Here is a 25,624-nt window from a genome sequence, read left to right as displayed (position 1 = left end):
GGTTCGGGGGGCTGCTGGCGGGGGGCGACGGCTGGCTTGGGGGGCTGCTGGCTGGGATCGGGGGCCGGATCGGGGGACTGCCGACGGGAGTTGGCGGCCGGCTCGGGGGACGGTGGACCGGAATCGGTGTCTGGAACGGGGGACGGCGGACCGGGATCGGCGGCTGGTTCGGACGTCGGCCGAAGGGGGTGGGCGGTGCGGTGGCCGAGGCCGGGCCGGCGGTGCGGCCGGCCGACCCCTCCGAGAAGATCCAGGTCAGCGCGCTCCAGGCGCTGTGCCGGCAGGTCTTCGGGTTCCGGCTGGCGATGATCGCCCTGGCGGCACCGGCGGCTCTGCTCCACGCTGCCCCGGGGCTGGGTGTCCGCCTGGTCGGCGTGGCCGTGGTCGTCACCTTCATGGTGTCCTACGTCCTCTTCCGCGACTGGGAACGCTTCGGCCCCCTCCTGCTGCGCCACCCCAGCCTCCTCGCCGCCGACACCCTCCTCGGCTCCCTCCTCCTCGTCTCGGCCGGCCCGGACACGACGCTGGCCTACGTCAGCGTGTGCACCCCGCTGCTGGCCGGGCTGGTGTACAGCTGGCGCGGCGCGGCCTGCTTCGCCTCCCTGCAGGGCCTGATCCTGCTGCTGGTCCACGCCACGTTGAAGGCCGACCGGCACGCACCGGTCGCCGAGGCCCTGCTCCTGCCCGGCCTGTGCGTCATCTCCGGCGCCATGGGCTCGACCCTGCGGGGCCTGATGCTCCGCTTCGGCGCCGCGACCCAGGCCCTGACGGCGACCCAGGCGCGCCTCGCGGCGGCGGAGGCGGTGAGCGCCGAGCGCGCCCGGCTGGCCCGTGAGATGCACGACTCCGTGGCCAAGACCCTGTACGGCGTGGCCCTGGCGGCCGACGGCCTGGCCGCCACCGCCTCGGCCGAGTCGCCCGACCCGGCCCGCGTCAGGTCCGAGGCCGACCTGGTGTCCCGCTCGGCGCGCCGAGCGGCCGCGGAGTCGAGAGAGCTGCTGCGGGATCTCCGCCGGGAGGCGGCGTCGGAGAGCCGTGACGAGGCGCCGCTGTGGTCCGAACTGCGGTCGTACGCCCACGATTTCACGGCCCGCACGGGACTGCCGGTGAGGTGCGCACTCCCGCCCCCGGACGCCCCGCCCCTGCCGCTGCCCTCCCCCCTGGCCCGCCATCTGCTGTCCATCACGTCGGAGGCGTTGGAGAACGTCCACCGGCACGCGTCCGCGACCCACGTCGAGGTGCGGGCCGGGATCCACGGCACCCTGCTGCGCCTGTCGGTCCACGACGACGGCACCGGCCTGCCGTCGGACACGACCCTGGAACGGCTCCGGGCGTCCGGCCACTTCGGTCTGCTCGGCATGGTCGAGCGGGCGGCACAGGCGGGCGCCCGGATCCGGATCGGCCGGGGCGACCGGGAACGGGGCACGGAGGTACGCGTGGAACTTCCCCTGCCGATCACGGCCGGGCCCGAGAGGAGGCACCGATGAACCCCTTCCCGCCGCGTGCGGACGCCGCCCCGCCGCTGCGGCTGCTGGTGGCCGACGACAACCCCGTGGTCCGGGCGGGCCTGACGGCCCTGCTGTCCGGGCGGGCGGACACCACGGTGGTGGCGGAGGCGACGGACGGCCGCGAGGCCTACGAGGCGGCGCTGCGGCACCGCCCGGACGTCATCCTTCTCGACGTCCGGATGCCGGAAATCGACGGAATCTCGGCATTGCCGCACCTGGTGCGGCTGGCCCCGGTCATGATGCTCACGTACAGCCACGAGACGGAGACCGTGCGGGAGGCGTTGCGGCTGGGGGCGGGGGGCTATCTGGTGCACGGCGAGTTCACCACGGAGCAGTTGGTGCGGGCCGTACGGGATGTGCGCGAGGGCCGGCCGCATGTGACACCGGGGGCGGCGAAGGCGTTGCTGGAAGGGATCAAGTCAAGTGCATCTGCACATGTCGACCCTCAACACCCCCCTATTTTAAGGGAAAGCCCAACCAAAACTCTTTCGCATATGCAACCATCTATGGGACAGTCGTCCCGGTCCCGGTACCGGCTGAGTACGAGGGAGGCGGAGATCATGGACCTCATCGCGTCCGGCATGACCAACCAGCAGATCGCCGCCACCTGCTTCATCAGCGAGAAGACGGTCAAGAACCACATCAACCGCATCTTCGCCAAGCTCCAGACCACCACCAGATCCCAGGCCGCGGCGAAGTGGCTGGGGGTGGCGTGACATGGGGGAGTGGGCCTGGAGTTGGGCCCAGGGGCCCTGTGGCGACCGCCACGTCCGGCCGTACGGTGCCCGGATCGGAGGCGAAGCTGGAGGGGAAAACCGTGAGCAAATGGTTCAACACCACCGTCGCGTACCTACAGACCCGCGCCGCCCGCAGCGACCGGGGCCAGACCGCGGTGGAGTACCTCGGCATCATCGCGGTGGTCGTGGCGATCGTGCTGGCGATCACGGGTACGAGTATCGGGCAGACGATCTTCGACGCGATCACGAGGAAAATCTCCGAGGTCACCGGCGGCTGACCTCTCCATACGGCGACGCAGGGCAGGCCTTCCCCATCTACATCACGGTGGTGGCAGGTCTGCTCTTTCTCGCTCTGGCCTATCTTGCCGTCGGTCAGGCCTCGGTGAACCGGAGCGGAGCGCAGACCGCCGCTGACGCGGCAGCCCTCGCCGCCGCCCAGAACACGCGCGACCAGCTCACGGGCGCGTGGGTGAAGGTCCTGCTGGACCCGACGAAGTGGCAGGACATCCTGGATGGCAGGGCGGGGATCGACGATCCCGGCGCCCCGTGCGGGCGGGCCGAGGCGCTCGCCGCGCAGAACGACGCCCGACTGAGCGACTGTTTCTCCCCGGAGCTGCTGAAGTACCAGGCCGATGTGGCGACGAACAAGTCCGTCGGCCGGTCCGTCGTACCCGGCACGGAGAACGTGAAGTCGAAGGCGCATGCCGTCGCCGAGATCGAACCCCTCTGCACGTTCAAGCTCCCCGGCGCGGGTGCCAAGGGTGCCGATCTGCCCGAACTCACCTGCAGGGACAAGGTCTGGCAGCCCAAGCCGGACGATCCGGCGGGGCTCCCGAAGCCCGAAGACCTCTTCGACGTCCACCTGGCCGGCTGAGCCGACCGAGCCGACCGAGCCGACCGAAAAGCGAACGATGAATGACGAAGGAAGCGGAGCGATGAGCATTCGGTTCACTGCGAAGGCCCGCAGGGGGATGGTCGCGTGGGCTCTCGCGGCCGGTCTGGCCGTCGGCGTGACGGCTTGCGGCGGCAGCGGTGGCGATGACGCCAAGAAGCCGGACGGCTCGCCGACCGCCTCCCGGGCGAGCGACTCCGGCCCGAGCCCCCAGGAAGGGCAGTCGGACCAGCCCCTGGCCGAGGTGCGAGGGTCGGACGGCCTGCTCCTCCAGATCATCTCCGCGCAACGGGACTCGGGCGGGTTCGTCACCGTCAACGGCACGATGAAGAACGACGGTTCACAGACCGACGTGATCCCCTCCGCGCTCAGCGGCAACGAGACCGAGATCATCAGGAACGGCAAGTCCCTGGGCGGGGCCACACTGGTCGACTCGCAGGGCAAGAAGCGGTACTACGTGCTGCGGGACACCGAGGGGCGTCCGCTGACCACGACCGGCTTCTCGACGCTCCAGGCCGGCGACACCCTGGCGGTCTTCATGCAGTTCCCGGCGCCTCCCGCGAACACGTCCGAGGTCGAGTTCCAGCTGCCGACGTTCACCTCCGCCAGCATCAAGATCTCCGGTTGAGGCCCCAGTGACCCCCACCCGTCTCGCGCTCACCCTCACCGCCGCCACCGCGCTGCTGCTCACCGCCACCCCGGCCCGGGCCGACGGCACCGACCCCAGCCAGCCCCCCGACACCGCGCCGTCCGCCGCGGCCCCGGTGAAGATCGACCCCACCTCGCCGAACCTCAAGCTCCCCGAGGGGGCCACCCTGGCCGCGCCCAAGGTGCTGGACATCAAGTCGGTCGTGGAGGACCAGAGCGGGGACGAACGCCGCGAGGACACCAACGCGGACGTCACCTTCGCACTGCAGGCCGAGGTCCTGTTCAGCAAGGACAGTGCCAAGCTCAGCGACGACGCGAAGTCCCGCATCACCACCATCGCCGACGAGATCAAGAAGCAGAACGCGACCCAGATCCGCGTCTTCGGCTTCACCGACAACCTCGGCTCCGCCGCCCACGGCGACGTCCTGTCCCGCCAGCGCGCCAACGCCGTCCAGGCCGTCCTGGACCAGGACCTGAACGACCCGAACATCACCTTCGAGGTCCGCGGCTACGGCGAGCAGTACCCGATCGCCGACAACTCCACGGAGGAGGGCAGGAGGAAGAACCGCCGGGTGGAGGTGTCCTTCCCACGCACCCAGGACTAGGACTGCTCACCCACCTCGTACTCGAACCACACCCGATGGGTGCCGTCCGCGTCGATCCGCAGACCGCCGGCCCCTCGGATCCCGGTCAGCGCCCCCGTCCCGCTCCCCGGCACGATCACGAAGAACTCGGCCTCTCTGCCCTCCCCGAGCGTCGTGGCCGAGTGGGCGAAGTTGAAGGAGCCGCTTCGCCCGCCCAGCGTCCCCTCGAAGGACTCCATCGCGACATACGTGCCGGACCCGCTGGACTGGTCGTACGCCGCGGTGAACAGCGTCCCGGACACTCCGGCGACCTCCCCCTCGTACCGCTTGCGCATCGTGGCCACTCCGACGGGCACCGCCGTCTCGGCCACCGGCTCCGGCAGCCGCACGTCCGCCGGAGTGAACTCCTCGACCTTGAACGTCCCTTGAGCCCTCATGCCCGCATGCTAGGCCGCCCCACTGACAACGCCCCCGGCTTCGACGCTCACCCGCACCCCCGCCCTCACCCCCCACCCCGCCATCGTCCCCGCCTGCGCCTCCAGTACGTGGCGGGAACGCAGGCGGGGGCGGCCCAGGCGGGCGGGGGGCATGGTGCGGACGGCGAGGACGGTGAGGTGGCGGTCCAGGTAGGCGACGTCGATCGGGATGCGCATGCCGAAGGTGTGCACTCCGCTCGCCGGGGTCAGCAGCATCGCCCCGTCGATCGCGTCCCGGCCCAGCAGGCCCTTCGTGCGGGCCCGGTAGGAGGCGGCGATCTCCAGGGGGACGGACGTACCGGGCCCGGCGGCGTCCGTGCCCACGACCAGCCTGCCCCGCCCGTCCCGCCAGCGCCGTCGGCTCATCCGCTCGCCCGTCCCTCCCGCTCGACACACCTGACCCGTGAACACGTTGCCGTTCCACTTCCTCCCCCACCAGGAAGGCCGGCATGACTGAACCCGGTGCCGTCTTCCGTCCCCAGCTTCCTCCCGAGCGGCTGCGGGCCGTCGTCCGGGCCGCCGACGCGACGGGGCTCGACGAGCTGTGGCTGTGGGAGGACTGTTTCCGGGAGGGCGGGATCTCGACCGCCGCCGCGGCGCCCGCCTGGAGCGAGCGGGTGCGCGTCGGGGCCGGACTGCTGCCCGTCCCGCTGCGGAACGTGGCCCTCACCGCGATGGAGGCGGCGTCCCTGCACCGCATGTTCCCCGGCCGCGCCACCCTCGTCGTCGGGCACGGCGTGCAGGACTGGATGGGCCAGGTCGGCGCCCGCCCCGCCTCGCCGCTCACCCTCCTCGGCGAGCATCTCGACGCCCTGCGCGCGCTCCTCGCCGGTGAACGGCTCACCGTGCGGGGGCGGTACGTGTCCCTCGACGACGTCGCCCTCGACTGGCCGCCGAAGGAGGCGGTCCCCGTCCTCGCCGGTGCCACCGGGCCGCGCACCCTCGGCCTCTCCGGCGCCAGGGCCGACGGCACCGTCCTCACCGCCGCCACCCCGCCGGACGGCGTACGGCAGGCGCGGCGGCTCATCGAGGAGGGGCGGCGGGAGGCCGGGCGGGCCGGTGAACCGCACCGGGTCGTCGCCTGCCTGCTGACCGCCACGGGCCCCGGCGCCGAGGCCCGGCTGCGGGCCGAACTCGGCGCCGAGGGGCTGGAGTCGGTGCCCGGCCTCGGGGTCGCGGCCGACGCGGCCGATGCCGCACGGCGCCTCGCCGAGGCCGGTGCCGACACGGTCGTCCTCCAGCCGACCGGCGACGAACCCGACCCGGAAGGCTTCGTCCGGTTCACCGCCGAGGAGGTCCGCCCCCTCGTACGAACCGTCCCCCGGCCGTGAACACCGACACCCTCCCGTCCCTCTGTGACCGCCCGCGCCCGCTCAGCCCGTCGTACCCCCGGCCGGCGGGTGGTCGCCCGTCGTGCCGTCGATCAGTTCCCGCAGGATGTCCATGTGCCCGGCATGCCGTGCGGTCTCCTCGACCATGTGGACCAGCGTCCAGCGCAGGCTGACGGTGATGTCCCGCCAGGCCGGGCGGCCCTGCGTGTCCAGCGGCAGCTCCGTGATCATCGTGTCGGCGGCGCTGCGGGCCCGGCCGTAGAAGGCGATGATCTGCTCCGTCGTCTCCTCGGCGGTGATCCGCATGTCGTCGTACGGGTCGAACCACAGCGGCTCGGCCCGGCCGCCGAACGTCTCCACGAACCAGCCGTACTCGACGGCGGCCAGATGCTTCACCAGGCCCAGCAGGCTGGTGCCGGTCGGTGTCATCGGCCGGCGCAGCCGCTCGTCGTCGAGGCCCTCCAGTTTCCACAGCACCGCGTCCCGGTGCCGGTCCAGGCTCGCGTGCAGTGTCTGCTTCTCGTCGGCGGAGTACATCGGCGCGGGGGGCGTTCCAGGGGTCGTCATGGGCGCGGAAATTAGCAGGCCGTACCGACACCGGACTGCGATCATGCGGGTATGACCGCCACGCCGACGCATCGTTCCTTCGAGGACCTCGTGGCCGAGGGGGCCTCCGTGCCGACCGAGGGCTGGGACTTCTCGTGGTTCGAGGGACGGGCCACCGAGGAGCGGCCCTCGTGGGGGTACGCCGCGCTGGCGGGGGAGCGGCTGGCCCGGGCGCATGCGGTGCTCGACATCCAGACCGGGGGCGGTGAGGTGCTGGACTTCGCGCTGGGCCGTGCCGAGCCGGCCCGGCCCGTGCTGGTCGCCGCCACGGAGGGCTGGCCGCCGAACGCCGCCAAGGCCACGGCGCTGCTGCGGCCGCGCGGCGCGGTGGTCGTCGCCGCCCCGGACGACGCGCCGCTGCCGTTCGCGGACGGGGCCTTCGACCTGGTGCTCAGCCGGCATCCGGTGCGCCCGTACTGGGACGAGATCGCGCGGGTGCTGAGCCCCGGCGGCACGTATCTCGCCCAGCACGTCGGGCCGGCCAGCGTCTTCGGACTCGTCGAGTACTTCCTCGGGCCGCTGCCCGCCGAGGTGCGCGCCGGCCGGGACCCCGGGCGGGAGCGGGCCGAGGCCGAGGCGGCCGGGCTGGACGTCGTCGGGCTGCGCGCGGAGCGGCTGCGGACGGAGTTCCACGACATCGCCGCCGTCGTCCACTTCCTGCGCAAGGTGGTGTGGATGGTCCCGGGCTTCACGGTGGCGGCGTACGAGCCCCAACTCCGCGCGCTGCACGAGCGGATCGAGCGGGAGGGCCCCTTCGTGGCGCACAGCACCCGGCATCTCTTCGACGCCCGCAAGCCGGTCCGCTGACGTTCGGGTCGGACAGCGGGGACGGGGCGGAAACAGGGCGGAAACGGGCGTGGTTCATACGGGGTTTGCCCGGGGTTTCCACATTGTTATGCGCTCGGGTTCACATCCGTCCCGCACGTCACGTAAGTTCAGACCAAGGTAATTCGCGTGAGCAAAGCTGCGCGGCCGGTACCGCGCAGTGGAGGGGGCTGCGCGGTGCCGTGAGCCCGTCGGATCTCCGCGTGGCGCCGCAGCGGAACCGTCAAGTCGCCGTTCGCGGGCCGGGTAGCCCGTCGGGGGGACCCACGGACAACTCACCGCAGAGTCCTCAAAATGGCTCAAACCTTACGAATTCTTCCGAATGCCTTCGTAGTCGACTGGTTTTCCCTGGGATTCCGCTGTGAACCAGCCATGAGCCACCCTTGGATCCAGGCTTCCGCAGTCGCCGGGGCGTCGCCGGATGATTCCGGAGAGTAGTTGTTCCACGCCGATGCACCCACCATCCCTTACGAAGGGTTATGGTGGAAACCCCCCCTCGGGCCGGTCCGTCTCCCCCCCACGGACCGGCCCGTTTTTTCTGCCCGCGCTCCGGAACCGCTCAGCATCGGGCCGACGTCCCCATCAGGGAGGGCGCGGGGCTGCGCCCGGCATGTGGCCCCGCCCCGTGGGCGCGACGAGCCTCACCCGCTCGCAGCCCGCCGGCCCGCAGTCCACCGATCCGCCGCCCATGTACCCCAACCCATGACCCCCAGCCGACGACGAACCCGCACGAACCCCTCAGTCCCAAACCCCGAGCCGTGGCAAGCCCCGCGCACCGGTAGGCTCAACGCCTCAGGCGCCGCACGGCTCCGGCACCCACCTCTCCCGCCAATCCCCCGGAGGGCCACGTGAACCTGCGCGACACCCTGCGCAGCCTGCTCGTCAGGCTCTACGCACGCCGGGTGGAGGGCCACCTGGACCACGATCAGGTGCCCAAGCACATCGGCGTCATCATGGACGGCAACCGCCGCTGGGCGAAGGCGTCCGGCTCGACCACCGTGCACGGCCACCGGGCCGGCGCCGAGAAGATCGAGGAGTTCCTCGGCTGGTGCACCGAGACCGACGTCGAGGTCGTCACCCTCTGGCTGCTGTCCACGGACAACTTCGACCGGCCGCAGGAGGAACTCGTCCCCCTGCTCGGCATCATCGAGGGCGTCGTCCGCTCCCTGGCCGCCGACGGCCGCTGGCGGGTCCACCATGTGGGCGCGCTCGACCTGCTGCCGGGCGGAATGCAGCGCACCCTGAAGGAGGCCGAGGAGGCCACCGCCCACATCGACGGAATAGTGGTCAACGTGGCCATCGGCTACGGCGGCCGGCAGGAGATCGCCGACGCCGTGCGCTCCATGATGCTCGACGCGCACGAACGAGGCGTGGCGATGGAGGACCTCGCCGAGTCCGTCGACGTCGAGATGATCGGACGTCACCTCTACACCAGCGCGCAGCCCGACCCGGACCTCGTCATCCGCACCAGCGGCGAACAACGGCTGTCCGGATTCATGCTCTGGCAGACCGCTCACTCGGAGTACTACTTCTGCGAGGTCTTCTGGCCGGCCTTCCGCAAGGTCGACTTCCTGCGCGCGCTGCGCGACTACGCCGCACGTCACCGCCGTTACGGCGGCTGACCTCCGCCGCACGCCCCGTCGCCGCCCGGTGACGGGGCGTTGCCGTGCGCCCTGGTTCAGAAGGACGTCACCAGGAGTTCACCGGCGCGCTGTTGGCCGCATTTGCATGGCGGCGCATGTTCGAGGGCATAAGCCAGACAGGTTGACGCCCGAACCACGGGCGTCGGATCTCAGCGGGCGGCACGGGGCCGTCCGCCCGGGAGGCCCTTTGCACCAGCCCGACCGTGCGGTCACTGCACGGAAGCAGCCGCGGAGGGCCGGTTCTCGGCCCGCCGTGTGCGAGGGCCGGCGGCCGGCCTGGTCTCTGCCCGTCCTCCCGGACGGGGCCTTCCCGCCCTCGTCGGCGGGATTTTCCCCACCCTCCCGGCCCAGTTTCCACCTCGTCGCTCCCCGACCTCATCCGAGGGGGTACGTCCTTCCGTGGTGACCAGCACAAAGCGCCACAAGCCAGACCGGCGCACCTATGTTCTCGACACCAGCGTCCTGCTGGCCGACCCGAACGCCCTGACCCGCTTCGACGAGCACGAGGTCGTGCTCCCGATCGTCGTGGTCACGGAGCTGGAGGCCAAGAGGCACCATCCTGAGCTCGGCTACTTCGCCCGGCAGGCCCTGCGCCTGCTGGACGACTACCGGGTGAAGAACGGCCGCCTCGACGCCCCCATCCCGATCGGGGAACTCGGCGGGACCGTACGGGTCGAGCTCAACCACTCGGACCCCAGCGTGCTGCCCAGTGGCTACCGCCTGGGGGACAACGACTCCCGCATCCTCGCGGTGGCCCGCAACCTACAGGCCGAGGGGTACGACGTCACCGTCGTGTCGAAGGACCTGCCGCTCCGCATCAAGGCCTCGTCCGTGGGCCTCCTCGCCGAGGAGTACCGCGCCGAACTGGCCATCACGGAGAACTCCGGCTGGACGGGGATGTCCGAACTCACCCTGCCCGGCGAGCAGGTGGACGTCCTCTTCGAGGAAGGGCACGTGTACGTCCCGGAGGCCGCCGGCCTCCCGGTGCACACCGGCCTGACCATCCAGTCGGAGCGCGGCAAGGCGCTCGGCCGGGTCACGTCCGAGGGCAACGTCCGCCTGGTGCGCGGCGACCGCGAGGCGTTCGGCATCAAGGGCCGCAGCGCCGAGCAGCGCATCGCGCTCGACCTGCTGCTCGACCCGGACGTCGGCATCGTCTCGATGGGCGGGCGGGCCGGCACCGGCAAGTCGGCGCTGGCGCTGTGCGCGGGCCTGGAGGCGGTCCTGGAGCGCCGCCAGCACCAGAAGGTGATGGTCTTCCGGCCGCTGTACGCGGTCGGCGGCCAGGAGTTGGGCTATCTGCCCGGCACCGAGGCGGAGAAGATGAGCCCGTGGGCGCAGGCCGTCTTCGACACGCTCTCGGCGGTCACCAGCCGTGAGGTCATCGAGGAGGTCACCGCGCGCGGCATGCTGGAGGTCCTGCCGCTCACCCACATCCGGGGCCGCTCGCTGCACGACGCGTTCGTGATCGTGGACGAGGCGCAGTCGCTCGAACGGAACGTCCTGCTGACCGTTCTGTCCCGGATCGGCGCCAATTCACGGGTCGTTCTGACCCATGACGTGGCACAACGGGACAATCTGCGGGTCGGTCGCTACGACGGTGTCGTCGCTGTCGTCGAGAAGCTGAAGGGGCACCCGCTGTTCGCCCACGTCACGCTGACGAGGTCCGAGAGGTCCCAGATCGCGGCGCTTGTGACCGAAATGCTGGAGGAAGGTCACATCTGACCCGTCCCGCAGCGCAGTTGACGCCGTCCGGCAAAGGCCAAGAGCCTAGCCGGGCGGCGTCTCGGCTTGTGGAGCTTTCCGGAAATCCCCTGGGCCAAACGGGATGTGAGCTTTCACACGCAACACAGAATTGCCACCCGGCGGCCGGTTACGGCAGAGTCTCAGTCCTGTCAGGCCCCGCATACGACACACCTGTACCCCCAGCGGTACAGCACCACAGAAGCATCACCAACTCCATAGAGTTCGTCGTATGCCGCCCGAGCACCACACGGCGCTCCCTCCGGGGGAGTTGCCCACCGGGCCCGTGCCTCCCGTGACCCCGCAGTTGGGAGGCCAGTGCCAGGGGCACGATTGCGTCCGCCAGGGTCACCGAAGCGGGCGATGCTGGAAGGAAACCGTGTGAGCCGGATTTCGGTCCGGGGATTCGCAGTGGCTTCGGCCACCGCGGTCACCGCCGTCGGAAGCGTCGTCGGAGTTGCGTCGGGCAGCGTCGCGCAGAACAACAACAACGACGCCGAGTCGACGGCTGCCGACACCACGCTCCTCGCGGACATACCCGCGGGTCAGCAGGCCCAGGTCCAGACCGCGTCCCTGACGCAGCAGGCCGACGCCCAGGCCATCGCCGCGGACGCGAGCGCCAAGAAGGACGCCGAGGCAGCGGCCCGCAAGGCAGCCGCCGATACCGCGTACGCGAAGAAGGCGGCCGCCGAGAAGGCGGCGGAGGAAGCCAAGCAGCGCACGGAGACGCAGGCCGCGGCCAGCCGCAGCACCGACCCCGGCGGCGGCGACTCCAGCTTCCCGGTGCAGTCCTCCTACACCGTGGCGCAGGTCCAGGCCATCGCCCGGCAGATCGTGCCGGCCGGCCAGTACCAGTGCTTCAGCAACATCGTGACCCGCGAGTCCACCTGGAACTACCAGGCGGTCAACGCCGCCTCCGGTGCCTACGGTCTGGTGCAGGCCCTGCCCGCCGGCAAGATGGCGTCCGCGGGCGCCGACTGGCGGACCAACCCGGCCACCCAGATCAAGTGGGGCGTGAGCTACATGAACGAGCGGTACGGCAGCCCGTGCGACGCCTGGACCTACTGGCAGGCGAACGGCAACTACTGAGTCCGGCCGCGGCTCTCAACCTCGCGAAGCCCCTCCCCGTCCTCAGGGGAGGGGCTTTCGCCCTGTACGGTCTACCCGGATACCTCCTGGGGGAGGAGAGGTGGCGAACACGCGGGGACGCGGGGGAAGAGGACGGATCATGTCGCGAGTGCCAGGGTGGCTCGGCAAGCTCGGTGCCGGCCTCACCGAGATGAGCGAGCGCCTGGACGAGCGCCGCGCGGAGGTGGAGCAGGAGAGCGACCCGCTCGCCGCGCCCGAGCCTCCGGCTCCCGCCCCGGTCGCCGGGCCCCCGGCTCCAGTCGCCGACCCCCCGCCCCCGGCCGGCCCCACCGTGCCGTCTACCGGCCCCCGCCCCGACCCGGCCCTGGCCGTCCCCTGGGGCGTACGCGTCGCCGCCGAGGCGGGCTGGCGGCTACTGGTCCTCGCCGGGACCGTCTGGGTGCTGATCCAGGTCATCAGCGCGGTCCAGCTGGTGGTGTTCGCCTTCGTCATCGCCCTGCTCGTCACCGCGCTGCTGCAGCCGACGGTCGCCCGGCTCACCCGCCGCGGAGTACCACGCGGCCCGGCCACCGCGCTCACCGCGATCAGCGGCTTCGTCGTCATAGGGCTCATGGCCTGGTTCGTGACCTGGCAGGTCATGGAGAACATCGACACGCTCTCCAGCCAGATCCAGTCCGGCATCGACGACCTGCGCAACTGGCTGCTGAAGAGCCCCTTCCACGTCACCGACAAGCAGATCAACCAGATCGCCAAGAACCTGCGCGAGGCGATCGGCGCCAACACCGACCAGATAACGTCCGCCGGTCTGGAGGGCGTCCAGGTCATCGTCGACTTCCTCACCGGCCTGCTGCTGGTGTTCTTCTCGACGCTGTTCCTGCTCTACGACGGCAAGCGCATCTGGGAGTGGTTCCTGAAGCTCGTGCCCGCCGCCGCCCGTCCGGGCGTGGCCGGCGCCGGCCCGCGTGCCTGGCGCACCCTGACCGCGTACGTGCGCGGCACGGTCCTGGTCGCCCTCATCGACGCCACCTTCATCGGCATCGGCATCTACTTCCTCAACGTGCCGATGGCCGTCCCGCTGGCCGTCTTCATCTTCCTGTTCTCGTTCATCCCGCTCGTCGGCGCCGTCGCCTCCGGCGCCCTCGCGGTGATCGTGGCCCTGGTCACCCAGGGCGTCTTCACCGCCGTCATGACCCTCGTCGTCGTCCTCGCCGTGCAGCAGATCGAGGGCCATGTCCTCCAGCCGTTCATCCTCGGCCGCGCGGTCCGCGTCCACCCGCTGGCGGTGGTCCTCGCGGTCGCGGCCGGCGGCATGGTGGCCGGCATCGGCGGCGCCGTGGTGGCCGTACCGCTGGTGGCGGTGACGAACACGGTGGTCGGATATCTGAAGCAGTACTCGGAAGAGCTGCAACAGCAGAAGGCTCCCGCCCCGCCCGCGGCCGAGCCGCAGAACGCCGAAGACCCCGTCCACGCGGAGTGAACGGGGCCCTCGGACAACGGCCTTACTCGGCGAGGACCGCCTCGGCCTCCAGCGTGACGCCCACGGCCTGAACCACGGAGGCGATCTTGAACGCCTCCTGGATCACGTCGCGCTCCACGCCGGCCTTGCGCAGGACCTGCTCGTGCGAGTCCAGGCACATGCCGCAGCCGTTGATCGCGGAGACCGCGAACGACCACAGCTCGAAGTCGACCTTGTCCACGCCCGGGTTGCCGATGACGTTCATCCGCAGGCCCGCGCGCAGGGTGCCGTACTCGTGGTCGGACAGCAGGTGGCGCGTGCGGTAGAAGACGTTGTTCATCGCCATGACGGCGGCCGCGGACCTGGCCGCGTCGTACGCCTCCGGCGTGAGGTTCGCCTTCGCCTCCGGCGCCAGCTCACGCAGCACGATCGGGGAGCGGGAGGCGATGGCGGTCGCCAGCACCGTGCCCCACAGCTGCTGCGCCGGCAGGTCGGAGTTGCCGATGACCGAGCCCAGGTTGAGCTTCAGGTCCTTGGCGTAGTCCGGGACGCGGGACTTCAGCGAGTCGAGCGACATGGGTCACTCACCGGCCAGCAGCGCGACCGGGTCCAGGGTGTCCTCGCCCTTGCTCCAGTTGCACGGGCACAGCTCGTCGGTCTGCAGGGCGTCCAGGACCCGCAGGACCTCCTTGGGGTTACGGCCCACGGAACCGGCGGTGACCATGGTGAACTGGATCTCGCGGTTCGGGTCGACGATGAAGACGGCGCGCTGTGCGAAGCCGTCCTCGCCCTCGATGCCCAGGTCGCGCATCAGCTCGTGCCTGGAGTCGGCCAGCATCGGGAACGGCAGGTCGGTCAGGTCCGGGTGGTCCTTGCGCCAGGCGTGGTGCACGAACTCGGAGTCACCGGAGAAGCCGAGGATCTGGGCGTCACGGTCGGCGAACTCGTCGTTCAGCTTCCCGAACGCGGCGATCTCGGTCGGGCAGACGAAGGTGAAGTCCTTCGGCCAGGCGAAGACGACCAGCCACTTGCCCTCGTAGGACTTGTGGTGGATCTGCTCGAACTCCTTGCCCTTCTCCAGCGAGACGCAGGCGGTCAGTTCGAACTCGGGGAACTTGTCACCGACAGTGAGCACACGCTCTCCTTGCAGCGAAGAAACACCCCTTTTGGGGGAGTTTCCCGTGATGGGTTGGACGCTGCTGATGGTGGCACAGGGTGCATTGATTAGTGAAATAGCTACACTCGGTCTTGTTGATCGGAGGTGGTTATCAGTGACCATCAGTAGCGGCAGACGGAGACAGCCGAGCCTCGCACAGCTGCGGGCCTTCGCCGCCGTCGCCGAGTATCTGCATTTCCGGGACGCGGCCGCCGCGATCGGGATGAGTCAGCCCGCGCTGTCCGGCGCCGTCTCGGCGCTGGAGGAGACCCTCGGCGTGACCCTCCTTGAGCGTACGACGCGCAAGGTGCTGCTCTCGCCCGCCGGTGAGCGGCTCGCGGTGCGGGCCAAGGCGGTGCTGGAGGCGGTCGGCGCGCTGCTGGAGGAGGCCGAGGCGGTCCGGGCGCCGTTCACCGGGGTGCTGCGCCTCGGCGTGATCCCCACGGTCGCGCCGTATCTGCTGCCGACCGTGCTGCGGCTCGTGCACGACCGCTACCCCCAGCTCGACCTCCAGGTGCACGAGGAGCAGACCGCGAGCCTGCTGGACGGCCTCCACTCCGGCCGCCTGGACCTGCTGTTGCTGGCGGTCCCGCTCGGCGTGCCCGGTGTGGCCGAACTCCCGCTCTTCGACGAGGACTTCATGCTCGTTACCCCGCTCGACCACTGGCTCGGCGGCCGCGAGGGCATCCCGCGCGAGGCGCTGAAGGAGCTGAACCTGCTGCTCCTGGACGAGGGCCACTGCCTGCGCGACCAGGCCCTCGACATCTGCCGCGAGGCCGGGCGCGAGGACGCCCCGGTCACGACCACGGCGGCCGGTCTGTCCACGCTGGTCCAGCTCGTCGCCGGGGGCCTCGGCTGCACGCTGCTGCCGCGTACGGCGCTGAAGCTGGAGACCGCCCGCAGCAGCCAGCTGCTCACCGGCGCGTTCGCCGACCCGGCGCCGAGCCGCCGGGTCGCCTTCGCCATGCGGGCGGGGGCCGCGCGGGCGGCCGAGTACGAGGAGCTGGCCGTGGCGCTGCGCGGAGCGCTCGCCGCGCTGCCGGTGCGGGTGCTCGGCCCGGACGCCTGAGCCCGCGAAGCGATCAAATGACCAGGCGCGGAGGGTCGTGCGGGAACACAGCCTGTGAGGAAGCGGTTGTGGGCCCCCTCCGGAGGGGAGGGGGCCCACAGTGCACCGTGCGCTACTCCGTGCGCAGTCCGTCCGGCCGCATCAGCCGCAGCAGCGGCGGCAGGCTCAACAGGGTCACCGTCAGGACCACCGCCGCCCCCGCGCCGGTCAGCCCCAGGACGCTCGGCCAGTCCACGCCGACCGTCGAGCCGGCCATCTTCAGCAGCACCACGCCGAGCGTCAGCCCCACGGCCGAGGCGAGCAGCAGGCCGAGCGCGATCGGGATCGCCGTCTGCCACAGCACCGACAGACTCAGCGTGCGCCGCCGGGTGCCGAAGGCGATCAGCGCCGACAGCAGCTTCCGGCGTTCGCGCAGCTGCTCCAGCTGGGAGACCAGCAGGCTCGCGCCGATCAGCGCCAGCACACAGATGGCGCCGGCGAACGTACCGGTGCGGATGGAGGAGAACTGCGCCGTCCGCTGGGTGGCCGACCACTCCATCGCGTCCGCGAGCGGGTCGATCCGCGCCGCGGTGTTGCGGGCGCGCTCGAACGCGTCCGGTACCGAGGTGTCCACCGAGAGGTAGACCGTCGCGTTCAGCAGGTGGCGCATCCGCTCGGGCACGGCGCCCGGGGTCAGCAGCACACCGCTGTCCCTGGTCCCGCTCGGGCCGGTGATCGCGGTGGCCTGCCGCAGCCCGCCCGGCACGGTCCAGGTGACGTCCTTGCCGCGGCCGGTGCCGTTGACGTCGTCGATGTGGAGCGTGCGGCCCGGCCGGACGATCCTGGCCACGTCCGCGTCGTTCGTCCCGCCCGTGGCCACGAACATGTCCCCGTCCGTGCAGGACGTCAGCCGGGCCTCCTCGCGCAGCGCCGCGCAGGTGCCGACGGTGAGCAGTGATGTGTGGGAGGGCCCGCTCCGCCAGTTCCCGTCGCCCAGTTCGGTGCTGCCGATCGCGGTCGCCCTGCGGACGCCCTTGGTGGCCGCGAACTGCCCGGCGGCCCGGCCGAAGTCGGCGCCCCGGGACAGGTTGACCTGAATCTGGGCCCGGGTGGTGTCCTGCCCGGTGTTCTTGGTGTAGTCGCCCTGGACGCCCGCGAACAGCATCTGCATCGCGACCGCTCCGGCCACCGCGACCGCGATGCCGTTCACCATGCGGGCCGCCGAGCCGCTGCTCAACTGCAGCCGCCGTACGGCCAGTTGCCAGGCCACCGAGCCGCGTCCGAGCCGGGCCACGACCGCTTCGACGACCCAGGGCAGCAGCGTGGTCACGCCGATGAGCAGCAGCAGGACACCGCCGATCACCAGGTACGCGTTGAAGTCGCCGTTCGAGCGGCCCTGGCCGATCATCGGGGCGAGCATCGCGAGGCCGCCGACCGGCAGCAGCAGCCGCCACCACAGCCGGCGGCGCGTGGGCTTGGCCGTACGGACCACGCCCAGGGGCTCGATCACCACCCTGCGCAGCGCGAACAGCGTGACCAGCACCGCCGCCGCGGGCACGGCGACCGCGACCAGGACGGCCAGCGCGGGCGAGGGGTTGAGATAGCTGGGGAACACGCTGATCCCCACGACCTCGACCGAGCCCGCGAGCTGGCGGCCGAGCAGGAAGAAGACCGTGCCGAAGGCCAGCCCGACCAGCGATCCGGCGAGCGCCTCGCCCGCCGCGATCCGCCGGGTCATCCGGCTGTCGGAGCCCACCAGCCGCAGCGCGGCCAGCCGGCGGTCGCGCCGCTCGCCGCCGAACCGTACGGCCGTGGCGATGAACACCGCGACCGGCATCAGCAGCACCACGAAGACGACCAGGATCAGCAGGATCAGCACCGGGTCCATGCTGTTCGACGACGCCGCGGGGCGCCCGAACCCGGAGATCCGGGCCGTCTTCCACCCGTCGATGTGTGCCGCGAGGTTCTTCCCGCCGGCGTAGTAGGTCAGTTCGCGCGAGCCGATCAGGCCCTTCTCGGCGATCGTCCCGACGATCCGGTACGGCAGCCGCTCGCGCAGCAGCGCGCCGTCGCCGGAGCCGAGCAGCTCCTTCAGCGCGGGCGAGACGACCATCTCGCCCGGCGCCGGGTACCTCGTCAGGCCCGGGGCGACGGGGGCCTTGGGCCCTTCCGGTTCCACCAGCCGGCCGCGGACGTCCTCGCCGTGGTACGTCGTGTCGGCGTCGGAGATCACCAGGGTGTTCGCGGCCTTGGCGCGGGGCGGACCGTAGGTGTAGTCCATGCGGGCGTCGTCGCGGGCGTGCCGTACCGACAGCGCGTTCGGTATCGCGGTCGTCAGCAGCAGCAGGGCCACGCCGAGCCCGACGCCGACCGCCGTCAGGAGCACCCGGACATGGCCCTCGCGCCCGCCGGTGAAGGCGAACTTGACGCCCATGCCGAGGTCCCGCCCCCAACGTGCGTTCATGCCACGCGCTCCATGTCCCGGGACTTGCCGTCGCGTACGACGATCTCGCGGTCGGAGTAGGCGGCCACCCGGGCCTCGTGCGTGACGAGGACGACGGCCGCGTTGCTGGAGCGGGCCGCGTCGGTCAGCAGCTCCATCACGCGCTCGCCGTTGAGGGAGTCCAGCGCGCCGGTCGGTTCGTCGGCGAAGACCACACGGGGCCCGGTGACCAGCGCCCGCGCCACCGCGACGCGCTGCCCCTGGCCGCCGGAGACCTCGCCGGGCCGCTTGCCCAACAGGTCGTCCACCTCCAGGCGCTCCATCCAGGTGAGCGCGGCCTTCTCGGCCTGCCTGCGGGAGGTGCCGTTCAGCCGCAGTGGGAGGGCCACGTTCTCCACGCAGGTCAACTCGGGTACGAGCTGGCCGAACTGGAAGACGAAGCCGAAGTCGGAGCGGCGCAGGGCGCTGCGCTGGGCGTCGTTCATGCCGGCGAGTTCACGGCCGTCGTAGACGATGGACCCGGAGTCCGGCGGCACGATGCCGGCGAGGCAGTGCAGCAGGGTCGACTTGCCGGAGCCGGAGGGGCCCATGACGGCGACGACCTCGCCGGGATGGATGGAGAACTCGGCGCCGTCGAGCGCGACGGTGGGGCCGTAGGCCTTGCGCAGGTCTTCGGCGGCGAGCAGGGAGCCGGCGGGGGCGTTCATCGGGTCACCTCCGCACGGAGCTTGTCCAGACGCGCGGCGGTCAGCTCCAGCCAGCGCAGGTCGGCCTCCAGGTGGAACAGCGCGTGGTCGCAGATCAGCTGGTCCGCGAGGTCGCCCTTGCGCTTGCGGTCGGTCAGGATCCGCATGCTGCGCAGGTGCTCGGCGCGCTGGGTGTCGAGTATGTCGGCCGCGTCGCGGTGGGTCAGCAGCGCGAGGACGACCTTGGTGTAGAGCGTCGACTGGAGGTATTCCTCCGGCTTCTCCGGAGTGGCGAGCCAGCGCTCGACGTCGGTGATGCCGGCGTCGGTGATCGCGTACCGCTTGCGCTCGGGGCCGCCGCCGGCCTCTATCCCGTCGACCTCGACGAGGCCGTGCTTCAGCAGTCGGGACATCGTCGAGTAGACCTGGCCGTAGTGCAGCGGCCGGTCCTGACCGAACTTTTCGTCGAAGGCCCGCTTCAGGTCGTAGCCGTGGCGCGGGCCGGACTCCAGGAGCCCTAGGAGGGTGTGACCGATGGACATGACGAGCACTCTACACACGGTGTATACGAGGTGTGTATACACCGAGTGTGCAGATCATGGCCCGGAGTACGGCGGTGCAGGTGGGAGCCGATTGTCACGGTTCCGAAACAGGCGGCCTGCCTCTGCGTGGCATCGGCCCCGTCTCCTTCGGCAGCCGGCCCGCCTCCGCGAGCGCGCGGCGCAGCAGGAACTCGATCTGCGCGTTGGCGGAGCGCAGTTCGTCCCCGGCCCAGCGGGCCAGTGCGTCGTACACCGACGGGTCCAGCCGCAGCAGCACCTGCTTGCGCTGCTGCGGCCGTCGCTTCGGCGTCCGCGGAGTGCCGTCCGGGGAGTCCGCGGTGTCCGGGGAGTCCGGGGAGTCCGTCACTGGTAGAGGGACCCGGTGTTGAGGACCGGCTGCGGGGCCCGGTCCCCGCACAGCACGACCATCAGGTTGGACACCATCGCCGCCTTCCGTTCCTCGTCCAGTTCCACGATGTCCGCCTCGGCGATGCGGGCGAGCGCCGTCTCGACCATGCCGACCGCGCCGTCCACGATCTGCCGCCGGGCGGCCACGACCGCGCCGGCCTGCTGCCGCTGGAGCATCGCGGAGGCGATCTCGGGAGCGTACGCGAGATGCGTGAAGCGCGACTCGATGATCTCGACTCCGGCCGCCTGTACGCGGATTCGCAGCTCGGCGGCGAGCTTCTCGGTGATCTCCTCGGCGTTTCCGCGCAGCGACAGCCCGCCCTCCTCATGGGAGTCGTAGGGGTACTCGATGGCGATGTGCCGCACGGCCGTCTCGGTCTGCGTGGCGACGAACTCGGTGAAGTCGTCCACCTCGAAGGTGGCCTGCGCGGTGTCCTGGACCTTCCAGACCACGACCGCGGCCAGCTCGATCGGGCTGCCGTAGGCGTCGTTGACCTTCAGTACGGCGGTCTCGTGGTTGCGCACCCGGGTGGAGATGCGGGTCCGCGAGGTGAAGGGGTTCACCCAGCGCAGGCCGTCCTCGCGGATCGTGCCCCGGTAGCGCCCGAAGAGCTGGACGACCCGGGCCTCGCCCGGCGCGACCGTGTTCAGGCCGCGCAGCGAGATGACCGCGGCGAGGAAGACGACGATCCCGGCGACGATGAGCCCGGCCTTGGCGCCAGGGGCGGAGACGGCCGAGGCGGTGGCGATCAGCGCGGCGGTGGCGCCGAGTCCCAGCAGGCCGAGCAGCAGGGCGAGCCCGCCGCCGATGCTGTGCGCGGTGAACTCCCGGGTACGGGGAGCGGGCATCGCGGGTGCGTCGGGTGCGCCGAGCGCCTCGGGTGCGGAGTCGTTCGTGGTCATGGTGGTCCCCGTTTCGGTGGTGTCGACGGCATCTATCGCCGACCTATCTAAGTGATAACACTTTTCCCCGCCGAAGCAACCCTGTGGCCTCGTCAGTCGTCGGTTCCGTTGGGGCGGGTGCTGATTGTCACGTCCGTAAAAGAGCGGATCGGACGCCCTTTGTCATAGAGGCGGGTGTTAGCTTTCGAAGCTGACCCCGAGACGGAAGCGGAGCGTAGGGACCCATGGGACGAGCGGACGAGAGACGAGCGCGACAGCGCGGCGGCCACCGCGCAGCGCCCAGGCGAGGCCGCTCGCAGTCCGCGCCGGCCGCCACCGCCTCCCCGTCCGCACCGGCCGGCGGCAAACCCCCCAAGGGCCGAATACGCAGGCTCTTCACCTGGAAGAAGATCCTCGGGACGTTCTTCGGCCTGGTGCTGCTCGTCATCGGCGCGTTCGTCGTGCTGTACATGACGATCGACATCCCGGCGGGCAACGCCACCGCCCAGTTGCAGAGCAACATCTACAAGTACAGCGACGGCACGGTCCTCGCCCGCACCGGCGAGCTCAACCGCGAGAGTGTCGACCTCGCCCAGGTCCCCAAGGACGTCCAGCACACCTTCGTCGCGGCGGAGAACAAGACCTTCTACTCGGACTCCGGAGTCGACCTGAAGGGCACTGCCCGCGGCATCCTCAACACCCTTGAGGGACACGGCACCCAGGGCGGTTCGACGATCACCCAGCAGTACGTCAAGAACTACTACCTGGACCAGAACCAGACCGTCTCGCGCAAGCTGAAGGAACTGGTCATCTCGCTGAAGCTGGACCGCCAGAAGTCCAAGGACTACATCCTCGCGGGCTACATCAACACCAGCTACTACGGCCGCGGCGCCTACGGCATCCAGGCCGCGGCGCAGGCGTACTACCGCAAGGACGCCAAGGACCTCACGGTCCAGGAGGGCGCCTACCTCGCGGCGCTGCTCCAGGCGCCGAACCAGTACGACTGGGCGCTCGCCAGCGACACGGGCAAGAAGCTGGCGGTCGCCCGCTGGAACTACGTCCTGGACAACATGGTCAAGCAGCACTGGCTGGACCCGGGCAAGCGCCAGGCCATGAAGTTCGAGACCCCCGAGGCCCCCAAGGCGGCGCCGGGCATGAAGGGACAGTCCGGCTACCTGGTGGACGCGGCCAACTCGGCGCTCTACAAGCAGCTCGTGTCCCAGGGGGACGCCGCCAGCGTCGGGGATGCCGAGGCGCTGGTGAAGAAGGGCGGCTGGACCATCACGCTCAACATCGACCGCAAGAAGCAGACCCAGCTGGAGCAGGCCGTCAAGGACCAGCTGACCAGCAAGCTGGACGCGAAGCAGCGCTCCGTCGACGGCGACGTGCAGCCCGGCGCCGTCTCCGTCGACCCGACGACGGGCAAGGTCCTCGCCATGTACGGCGGCACGGACTACTTCAAGCACTTCACCAACAACGCGACCCGGCGCGACTACCAGCCCGCCTCCACCTTCAAGCCGGTGATCCTCGCCGCCGCCCTGGACGGCGGCGCCACGACGCAGGACGGCCGGGCGATCACCCCGAACACGATCTACGACGGCACGAGCGGCCGCCAGGCCGTGTCGGGCGGCGCCAAGGTCGGCTTCGGCCCGCCGAACGAGGACGACCACAACTACGGCAACATCACTGTCCAGACGGCTATGAACGACTCCGTCAACTCCGTCTTCGCGCAGATGGGCGTCGACGTGGGCATGGACAAGGTGATGGCCACCGCAGGCAAGCTCGGCATGGACACCAAGGGCATGGAGGCGGTCCCCGCGCAGACGCTGGGCTCCATGGGCGCGAGCCCGCTGGAGATGGCGGGGATCTACGCGACGCTCGACAACCACGGCAAGAAGGTCACCCCGGCGATCATCAAGTCGGCCGAGCACAAGGACCGTACGGTCAACCTGCCGGACCCGATCGGCGACCAGGTGATCAGCAGGACCGCCGCCGACACGGTCACCTCGGTGCTCACCGGCGTGGTCGACGACGGCACCGCCCAGCAGTCGGTGGCCGGCAACCCGGAGCGAGACGGCCAGCAGGTCGCCGGCAAGACGGGTACGTCCGACAACAACAAGTCGGCCTGGTTCACCGGCTACACGCCCGGCCTGGTCACCTCGGTCGGCCTGTTCGGCGAGTCCGCCAAGACCCACGCGCAGGTTCCGATGATGGGCGCGACCGGCCTGCTCGGCCCCACCGGCGGTCCCGGACGCGTCAACGGCGGCGACTACCCGGCGAAGATCTGGGCCGCGTACACCTTCGGGGCGATGGGCGACGTCAGCAGCTTCGACCTGAACACCACGCAGGGCGCGGCCGTCCAGCCGGCCTACACGCCGACGACTCCCTCGACGCCGTCCCACACGCCGTCGAAGACGCCCACCAGCAAGCCGCCGACGTCCGCGCCGCCGTCGCGGCCGGCGACCAGCAAGCCGCCGACGTCCACGCCGCCCTCCCCGCCGCCGACGTCCACGCCTCCCACGCAGCCGCCGACGACGCCGCCGACGGGCGGCGTCACCGGCGACCCGCTCGATCCGGGCGGCGGCCAGAACTTCGGCCAGAGCGCCGGCCAGTAGGAGCGCACACGAAGGGCGCCCCGGGACCCCGGGGCGCCCTTCCCTGACGTGTGCGGAGCACTCAGCTCCGGTTCAGCTCGAACCACACCACCTTGCCGGCGCTCAGCCGGGTCGCGCCCCAGCGGCGGGCCAGCCTGTTGACCAGGTACAGGCCGCGCCCGCCCTCGTCGGTGGCGCGGGCCTGGCGCAGCCGCGGCAGTTGCGGCACGTCGTCGCCGACCTCGCAGCGCAGCACGTCGGTCCGCAGCAGCCGGAGCGTCACCGGCCGGGAGGTGTACCGCACGGCGTTCGTCACGACCTCGCTGACCAGCAGCTCCACCGAGTCCGTCAGGTCCTCGAGGTCCCAGCGGGCCAGCGCGCGGCGGGCCAGCCGGCGGGCCTGGCCGGGGGCCGTCTCCTCCGGATCCAGCCGCCAGTACGCGACGTCGCTCGGCGCGATCCCGTCGAAGCGGGCCGCGAGCAGCGCGATGTCGTCGTCCCGGTCGCCGGGCCCGAGCATGTCCAGCACCTCGTCGCACAGGGCTTCCAGCGGCGGCGGATGGTCCGGGCCGGTCAGCCGGGCGGTCGCGGCGAGCTTCTCGCGCAGCTGCTCTATGCCGGTCCAGACGTCGCGCAGCCGGGACTCCACCAGGCCGTCGGTGTAGAGGAGCAGGGTGGCTCCGGCGGGCGCGTCCAGCTCGACCGCCTCGAAGTCGACACCGCCGACCCCGATCGGGGCGCCCGGCGGCACCTTCAGCACCTCGGCCCGGCCGCCCAGGTGCAGCAGCACGGGCGGCGGATGCCCGGCGTTGGCGATCGTGATGCGGTGCGTGACCGGGTCGTAGACGGCGTAGAGGCAGGTCGCCATGCGGTCGGTGCCGAGCCGCTGTGCCTGCTCGTCCAGGTGGTGGAGCACCTCCTGCGGCGGCAGGTCGAGACCGGCCAGCGTCTGCGCGGTCGTGCGCAGCTGGCCCATGATCGCGGCCGAGGTCATGGAGTGCCCCATGACGTCGCCGACGACCAGCGCGACCCGGCTGCCGGGCAGCGGGATCGCGTCGTACCAGTCGCCGCCGACCCGCGCGGTCTCGGCGGCCGGCAGATAGCGGGAGGCCAGCCGGACGCCGGTCGGGCGGGGCAGGGTCTCGGGCAGCATGGTGCGCTGGAGCTCGTCGGCGATGTAGGCCTCCCGGCCGTACAGCACCGCCTTGTCGATGCCCAGCGCGCTGTGCGTGGCCAGCTGGGCGGCGACCAGCAGGTCGTCCGCCTCGAACGCGAGCCGCTCCGGGCGGCGCAGGAACAGGGCCGCCCCGATCACCCGGCGCCGGCCGCGCAGCGGGGCGAGGATCGCGTGCTGCCCGGACGGCACGAGTGCCTCGCCGCCGTCGCCGAGCAGCTCGGGCAGCGCGGCCCGGGCGGCGGGCGCGTCCGCGAACACCGGCCGGACACCGCGCAGCACTTCGTTCAGCGCGCCGCCGGGGCGCACCTCGCACAGCTCCGTGGTGAGCGAGGACAGTTCGGCCAGCACGCTCGGCTCCGGCTCGGGGTCGAAGGCCGGCGGCAGCAGGACACCCTCGGTGTCCCGCTCCTCCGGTATCCGGTCGCTGCGGCGCAGCCGCAGCACCACCGGGCCGGTGGGCCGCTCGTCGCCGACCGGCAGCGGGTCGCGCAGATAGACCAGGATCGCGTCCGAGAACGTCGGCACCGTGGCCCGGCACAGCCCCATCACGATCTCGTCCAGATCGAGGCCGCGCGCGATGCGCCGGGTGGCCGCGCCCACGAACCTGAGCCGGTCGCCGTCACGCCGCATCGGCATCGGCCGGCCGGGCGGCAGGCCGCGTCCGGTACGGCGCTCCTGGGCGGCGGCCGACCGCTCCTGCTCGGCACCGGGCTGGGGCGGAATGCCCTCCGGTGCCGGGCGGGGGCGGTGTGCGCCGGCGTCCGCGGCGGCGGGCTGGGAGTGCTCGGGGCCGTTGACTGGGGGCTCCTTCCCCTTGCCGACCGGGGGCTGTGTCCCCTTGCCGTCCTGTCCCACGGCCTGCGCCGGTAAGGCCGAGGCGCCGGGGGCTTTCTGGGTACGCAGGAACGCCCCGCGGCCCTCCGCGGGGTCGGCGCCCTGAGGGCGCTCGAAGGAGGTGGGCTGCTCCGTCACGCGTGTCGCATCCATCCGTCCGGGTCTGCACGCCGGGCGCGCAGTTGGTCCCGCCGAAATCCCGATACCCGCAATACGTGCCCCAGGAACGGAATTCCCGCGTGCTCAGGTGTTGTTCCTGCGCCACCGGCGTGTCCCGGCGGGCCGGCGGTGGTGGTGGTGCCCTGGTGCCCCTCGC

25 protein-coding genes are annotated in these 25,624 nt (G+C 71.3%); 14 read left to right on the top strand and 11 right to left on the bottom strand.

What is annotated here, in order from left to right; all coding sequences use genetic code 11:
* The first annotated feature begins 188 nt into the window (after positions 1-188).
* From BIV25_RS16280 to BIV25_RS16255, 6 genes are all read left to right on the top strand, one after another.
* Positions 189-1,487 carry a sensor histidine kinase gene (locus BIV25_RS16280; RefSeq protein WP_371273030.1) on the top strand — a complete coding sequence of 433 codons (1,299 nt, stop codon included), beginning with the start codon at positions 189-191 and terminating at the stop codon, positions 1,485-1,487.
* Entirely contained in the window at positions 1,484-2,224 is a 741-nt protein-coding gene (locus tag BIV25_RS16275; RefSeq protein WP_071373045.1) for a response regulator transcription factor, read from the top strand. The genes BIV25_RS16280 and BIV25_RS16275 overlap by 4 nt, the downstream gene beginning before the upstream one ends.
* A 101-nt stretch (positions 2,225-2,325) precedes the next feature.
* The gene (locus BIV25_RS49270; RefSeq protein WP_071373058.1) at positions 2,326-2,523 is read left to right on the top strand and encodes a Flp family type IVb pilin; all 198 of its coding nucleotides are present in this window, start codon (positions 2,326-2,328) and stop codon (positions 2,521-2,523) included.
* Positions 2,520-3,119, top strand: a complete 600-nt coding sequence (locus BIV25_RS16265; protein ID WP_071373057.1) for a pilus assembly protein TadG-related protein — start codon at positions 2,520-2,522, stop codon at positions 3,117-3,119. Before BIV25_RS49270 ends, BIV25_RS16265 begins: the two co-directional genes overlap by 4 nt.
* Positions 3,120-3,180: 61 nt before the next feature.
* Positions 3,181-3,765 (top strand): hypothetical protein, encoded by a 585-nt coding sequence (locus BIV25_RS16260; RefSeq protein ID WP_071373044.1) that lies wholly within the window; start codon positions 3,181-3,183, stop codon positions 3,763-3,765.
* A 7-nt stretch (positions 3,766-3,772) separates the two neighbouring features.
* Entirely contained in the window at positions 3,773-4,390 is a 618-nt protein-coding gene (locus BIV25_RS16255) for an OmpA family protein (protein ID WP_071373043.1), read from the top strand.
* Here the strand turns inward: BIV25_RS16255 and BIV25_RS16250 are convergent.
* Together BIV25_RS16250 and BIV25_RS16245 are read right to left on the bottom strand one after the other, a co-directional pair.
* Positions 4,387-4,806: a DUF3224 domain-containing protein gene (locus BIV25_RS16250; protein ID WP_071373042.1), complete on the bottom strand. Its 420-nt coding sequence runs from the start codon at positions 4,804-4,806 to the stop codon at positions 4,387-4,389. The genes BIV25_RS16255 and BIV25_RS16250 overlap by 4 nt on opposite strands.
* A gap of 9 nt (positions 4,807-4,815) precedes the next feature.
* Positions 4,816-5,211: a DUF192 domain-containing protein gene (locus BIV25_RS16245; protein WP_071373041.1), complete on the bottom strand. Its 396-nt coding sequence runs from the start codon at positions 5,209-5,211 to the stop codon at positions 4,816-4,818.
* A gap of 83 nt (positions 5,212-5,294) precedes the next feature.
* On the opposite strand from BIV25_RS16245, the gene BIV25_RS16240 reads away from it, so the two are divergent.
* Positions 5,295-6,176, top strand: coding sequence for an LLM class flavin-dependent oxidoreductase (locus tag BIV25_RS16240; RefSeq protein WP_071373040.1), 882 nt, complete (start codon positions 5,295-5,297; stop codon positions 6,174-6,176).
* A gap of 42 nt (positions 6,177-6,218) precedes the next feature.
* On the opposite strand, the gene BIV25_RS16235 is transcribed toward BIV25_RS16240, so the two are convergent.
* Positions 6,219-6,743 (bottom strand): DinB family protein, encoded by a 525-nt coding sequence (locus BIV25_RS16235; protein ID WP_071373039.1) that lies wholly within the window; start codon positions 6,741-6,743, stop codon positions 6,219-6,221.
* A 51-nt stretch (positions 6,744-6,794) separates the two neighbouring features.
* Here BIV25_RS16235 and BIV25_RS16230 point away from each other — a divergent pair, with 51 nt between their 5' ends.
* The 5 genes from BIV25_RS16230 to BIV25_RS16210 all read left to right on the top strand — a co-directional run bounded on the left by BIV25_RS16230 (position 6,795) and on the right by BIV25_RS16210 (position 13,559).
* Positions 6,795-7,589 (top strand): methyltransferase domain-containing protein, encoded by a 795-nt coding sequence (locus BIV25_RS16230; RefSeq protein WP_071373038.1) that lies wholly within the window; start codon positions 6,795-6,797, stop codon positions 7,587-7,589.
* Between the two features lie 866 nt (positions 7,590-8,455).
* Complete coding sequence (locus tag BIV25_RS16225; protein WP_071373037.1) at positions 8,456-9,229, top strand: isoprenyl transferase; 774 nt, start codon at positions 8,456-8,458, stop codon at positions 9,227-9,229.
* Positions 9,230-9,649: 420 nt separating this feature from the next.
* Positions 9,650-10,975, top strand: coding sequence for a PhoH family protein (locus tag BIV25_RS16220; RefSeq protein ID WP_071373036.1), 1,326 nt, complete (start codon positions 9,650-9,652; stop codon positions 10,973-10,975).
* A 399-nt stretch (positions 10,976-11,374) separates the two neighbouring features.
* Entirely contained in the window at positions 11,375-12,082 is a 708-nt protein-coding gene (locus tag BIV25_RS16215; protein ID WP_177235301.1) for a transglycosylase SLT domain-containing protein, read from the top strand.
* Between the two features lie 139 nt (positions 12,083-12,221).
* Positions 12,222-13,559, top strand: coding sequence for an AI-2E family transporter (locus BIV25_RS16210; protein ID WP_071373034.1), 1,338 nt, complete (start codon positions 12,222-12,224; stop codon positions 13,557-13,559).
* A 22-nt stretch (positions 13,560-13,581) separates the two neighbouring features.
* Here the strand turns inward: BIV25_RS16210 and BIV25_RS16205 are convergent, their stop codons facing one another.
* Positions 13,582-14,115: an alkyl hydroperoxide reductase gene (locus BIV25_RS16205; protein WP_071373033.1), complete on the bottom strand. Its 534-nt coding sequence runs from the start codon at positions 14,113-14,115 to the stop codon at positions 13,582-13,584.
* 3 nt (positions 14,116-14,118) lie between these two features.
* Positions 14,119-14,673: a peroxiredoxin gene (locus BIV25_RS16200; protein ID WP_071373032.1), complete on the bottom strand. Its 555-nt coding sequence runs from the start codon at positions 14,671-14,673 to the stop codon at positions 14,119-14,121.
* A gap of 142 nt (positions 14,674-14,815) precedes the next feature.
* On the opposite strand from BIV25_RS16200, the gene BIV25_RS16195 reads away from it, so the two are divergent.
* Positions 14,816-15,763, top strand: a complete 948-nt coding sequence (locus tag BIV25_RS16195; RefSeq protein WP_371273029.1) for a LysR substrate-binding domain-containing protein — start codon at positions 14,816-14,818, stop codon at positions 15,761-15,763.
* Between the two features lie 112 nt (positions 15,764-15,875).
* On the opposite strand, the gene BIV25_RS16190 is transcribed toward BIV25_RS16195, so the two are convergent.
* From BIV25_RS16190 to BIV25_RS16170, 5 genes are all read right to left on the bottom strand, one after another.
* The gene (locus BIV25_RS16190) at positions 15,876-18,206 is read right to left on the bottom strand and encodes an ABC transporter permease (RefSeq protein ID WP_071373030.1); all 2,331 of its coding nucleotides are present in this window, start codon (positions 18,204-18,206) and stop codon (positions 15,876-15,878) included.
* Complete coding sequence (locus BIV25_RS16185) at positions 18,203-18,892, bottom strand: ABC transporter ATP-binding protein (protein WP_071373029.1); 690 nt, start codon at positions 18,890-18,892, stop codon at positions 18,203-18,205. The genes BIV25_RS16190 and BIV25_RS16185 overlap by 4 nt, the downstream gene beginning before the upstream one ends.
* Positions 18,889-19,413: a PadR family transcriptional regulator gene (locus tag BIV25_RS16180; protein WP_071373028.1), complete on the bottom strand. Its 525-nt coding sequence runs from the start codon at positions 19,411-19,413 to the stop codon at positions 18,889-18,891. The genes BIV25_RS16185 and BIV25_RS16180 overlap by 4 nt, the downstream gene beginning before the upstream one ends.
* A 94-nt stretch (positions 19,414-19,507) precedes the next feature.
* Complete coding sequence (locus BIV25_RS16175) at positions 19,508-19,831, bottom strand: hypothetical protein (RefSeq protein WP_371273027.1); 324 nt, start codon at positions 19,829-19,831, stop codon at positions 19,508-19,510.
* The gene (locus BIV25_RS16170; RefSeq protein ID WP_071373026.1) at positions 19,777-20,724 is read right to left on the bottom strand and encodes an SPFH domain-containing protein; all 948 of its coding nucleotides are present in this window, start codon (positions 20,722-20,724) and stop codon (positions 19,777-19,779) included. Before BIV25_RS16170 ends, BIV25_RS16175 begins: the two co-directional genes overlap by 55 nt.
* Before the next feature lie 224 nt (positions 20,725-20,948).
* Here BIV25_RS16170 and BIV25_RS16165 point away from each other — a divergent pair, with 224 nt between their 5' ends.
* Positions 20,949-23,318: a transglycosylase domain-containing protein gene (locus BIV25_RS16165; RefSeq protein WP_071373025.1), complete on the top strand. Its 2,370-nt coding sequence runs from the start codon at positions 20,949-20,951 to the stop codon at positions 23,316-23,318.
* Between the two features lie 61 nt (positions 23,319-23,379).
* Here the strand turns inward: BIV25_RS16165 and BIV25_RS16160 are convergent, their stop codons facing one another.
* Positions 23,380-25,446, bottom strand: coding sequence for an ATP-binding SpoIIE family protein phosphatase (locus tag BIV25_RS16160; RefSeq protein ID WP_071373024.1), 2,067 nt, complete (start codon positions 25,444-25,446; stop codon positions 23,380-23,382).
* Positions 25,447-25,624 lie beyond the last annotated feature (178 nt).

The sequence above is a fragment of the Streptomyces sp. MUSC 14 genome (assembly GCF_001866675.1).
Lineage (GTDB): Bacteria > Actinomycetota > Actinomycetes > Streptomycetales > Streptomycetaceae > Streptomyces.
This window is presented reverse-complemented; position numbering and strand designations above follow the sequence as displayed.

What these genes read in the sequence shown, in the direction of transcription:
- BIV25_RS16185 (WP_071373029.1), bottom strand. Translation starts at nt 18,892, where the DNA reads ATGAACGCCCCCGCCGGCTCCCTGCTCGCCGCCGAAGACCTGCGCAAG.
- BIV25_RS16275 (WP_071373045.1), top strand. Translation starts at nt 1,484, where the DNA reads ATGAACCCCTTCCCGCCGCGTGCGGACGCCGCCCCGCCGCTGCGGCTG.
- BIV25_RS16180 (WP_071373028.1), bottom strand. Translation starts at nt 19,413, where the DNA reads ATGTCCATCGGTCACACCCTCCTAGGGCTCCTGGAGTCCGGCCCGCGC.
- BIV25_RS16210 (WP_071373034.1), top strand. Translation starts at nt 12,222, where the DNA reads ATGTCGCGAGTGCCAGGGTGGCTCGGCAAGCTCGGTGCCGGCCTCACC.
- BIV25_RS16240 (WP_071373040.1), top strand. Translation starts at nt 5,295, where the DNA reads ATGACTGAACCCGGTGCCGTCTTCCGTCCCCAGCTTCCTCCCGAGCGG.
- BIV25_RS16205 (WP_071373033.1), bottom strand. Translation starts at nt 14,115, where the DNA reads ATGTCGCTCGACTCGCTGAAGTCCCGCGTCCCGGACTACGCCAAGGAC.
- BIV25_RS16245 (WP_071373041.1), bottom strand. Translation starts at nt 5,211, where the DNA reads ATGAGCCGACGGCGCTGGCGGGACGGGCGGGGCAGGCTGGTCGTGGGC.
- BIV25_RS16170 (WP_071373026.1), bottom strand. Translation starts at nt 20,724, where the DNA reads ATGACCACGAACGACTCCGCACCCGAGGCGCTCGGCGCACCCGACGCA.
- BIV25_RS16250 (WP_071373042.1), bottom strand. Translation starts at nt 4,806, where the DNA reads ATGAGGGCTCAAGGGACGTTCAAGGTCGAGGAGTTCACTCCGGCGGAC.
- BIV25_RS16165 (WP_071373025.1), top strand. Translation starts at nt 20,949, where the DNA reads ATGGGACGAGCGGACGAGAGACGAGCGCGACAGCGCGGCGGCCACCGC.
- BIV25_RS16260 (WP_071373044.1), top strand. Translation starts at nt 3,181, where the DNA reads ATGAGCATTCGGTTCACTGCGAAGGCCCGCAGGGGGATGGTCGCGTGG.
- BIV25_RS16235 (WP_071373039.1), bottom strand. Translation starts at nt 6,743, where the DNA reads ATGACGACCCCTGGAACGCCCCCCGCGCCGATGTACTCCGCCGACGAG.
- BIV25_RS16190 (WP_071373030.1), bottom strand. Translation starts at nt 18,206, where the DNA reads ATGAACGCACGTTGGGGGCGGGACCTCGGCATGGGCGTCAAGTTCGCC.
- BIV25_RS16230 (WP_071373038.1), top strand. Translation starts at nt 6,795, where the DNA reads ATGACCGCCACGCCGACGCATCGTTCCTTCGAGGACCTCGTGGCCGAG.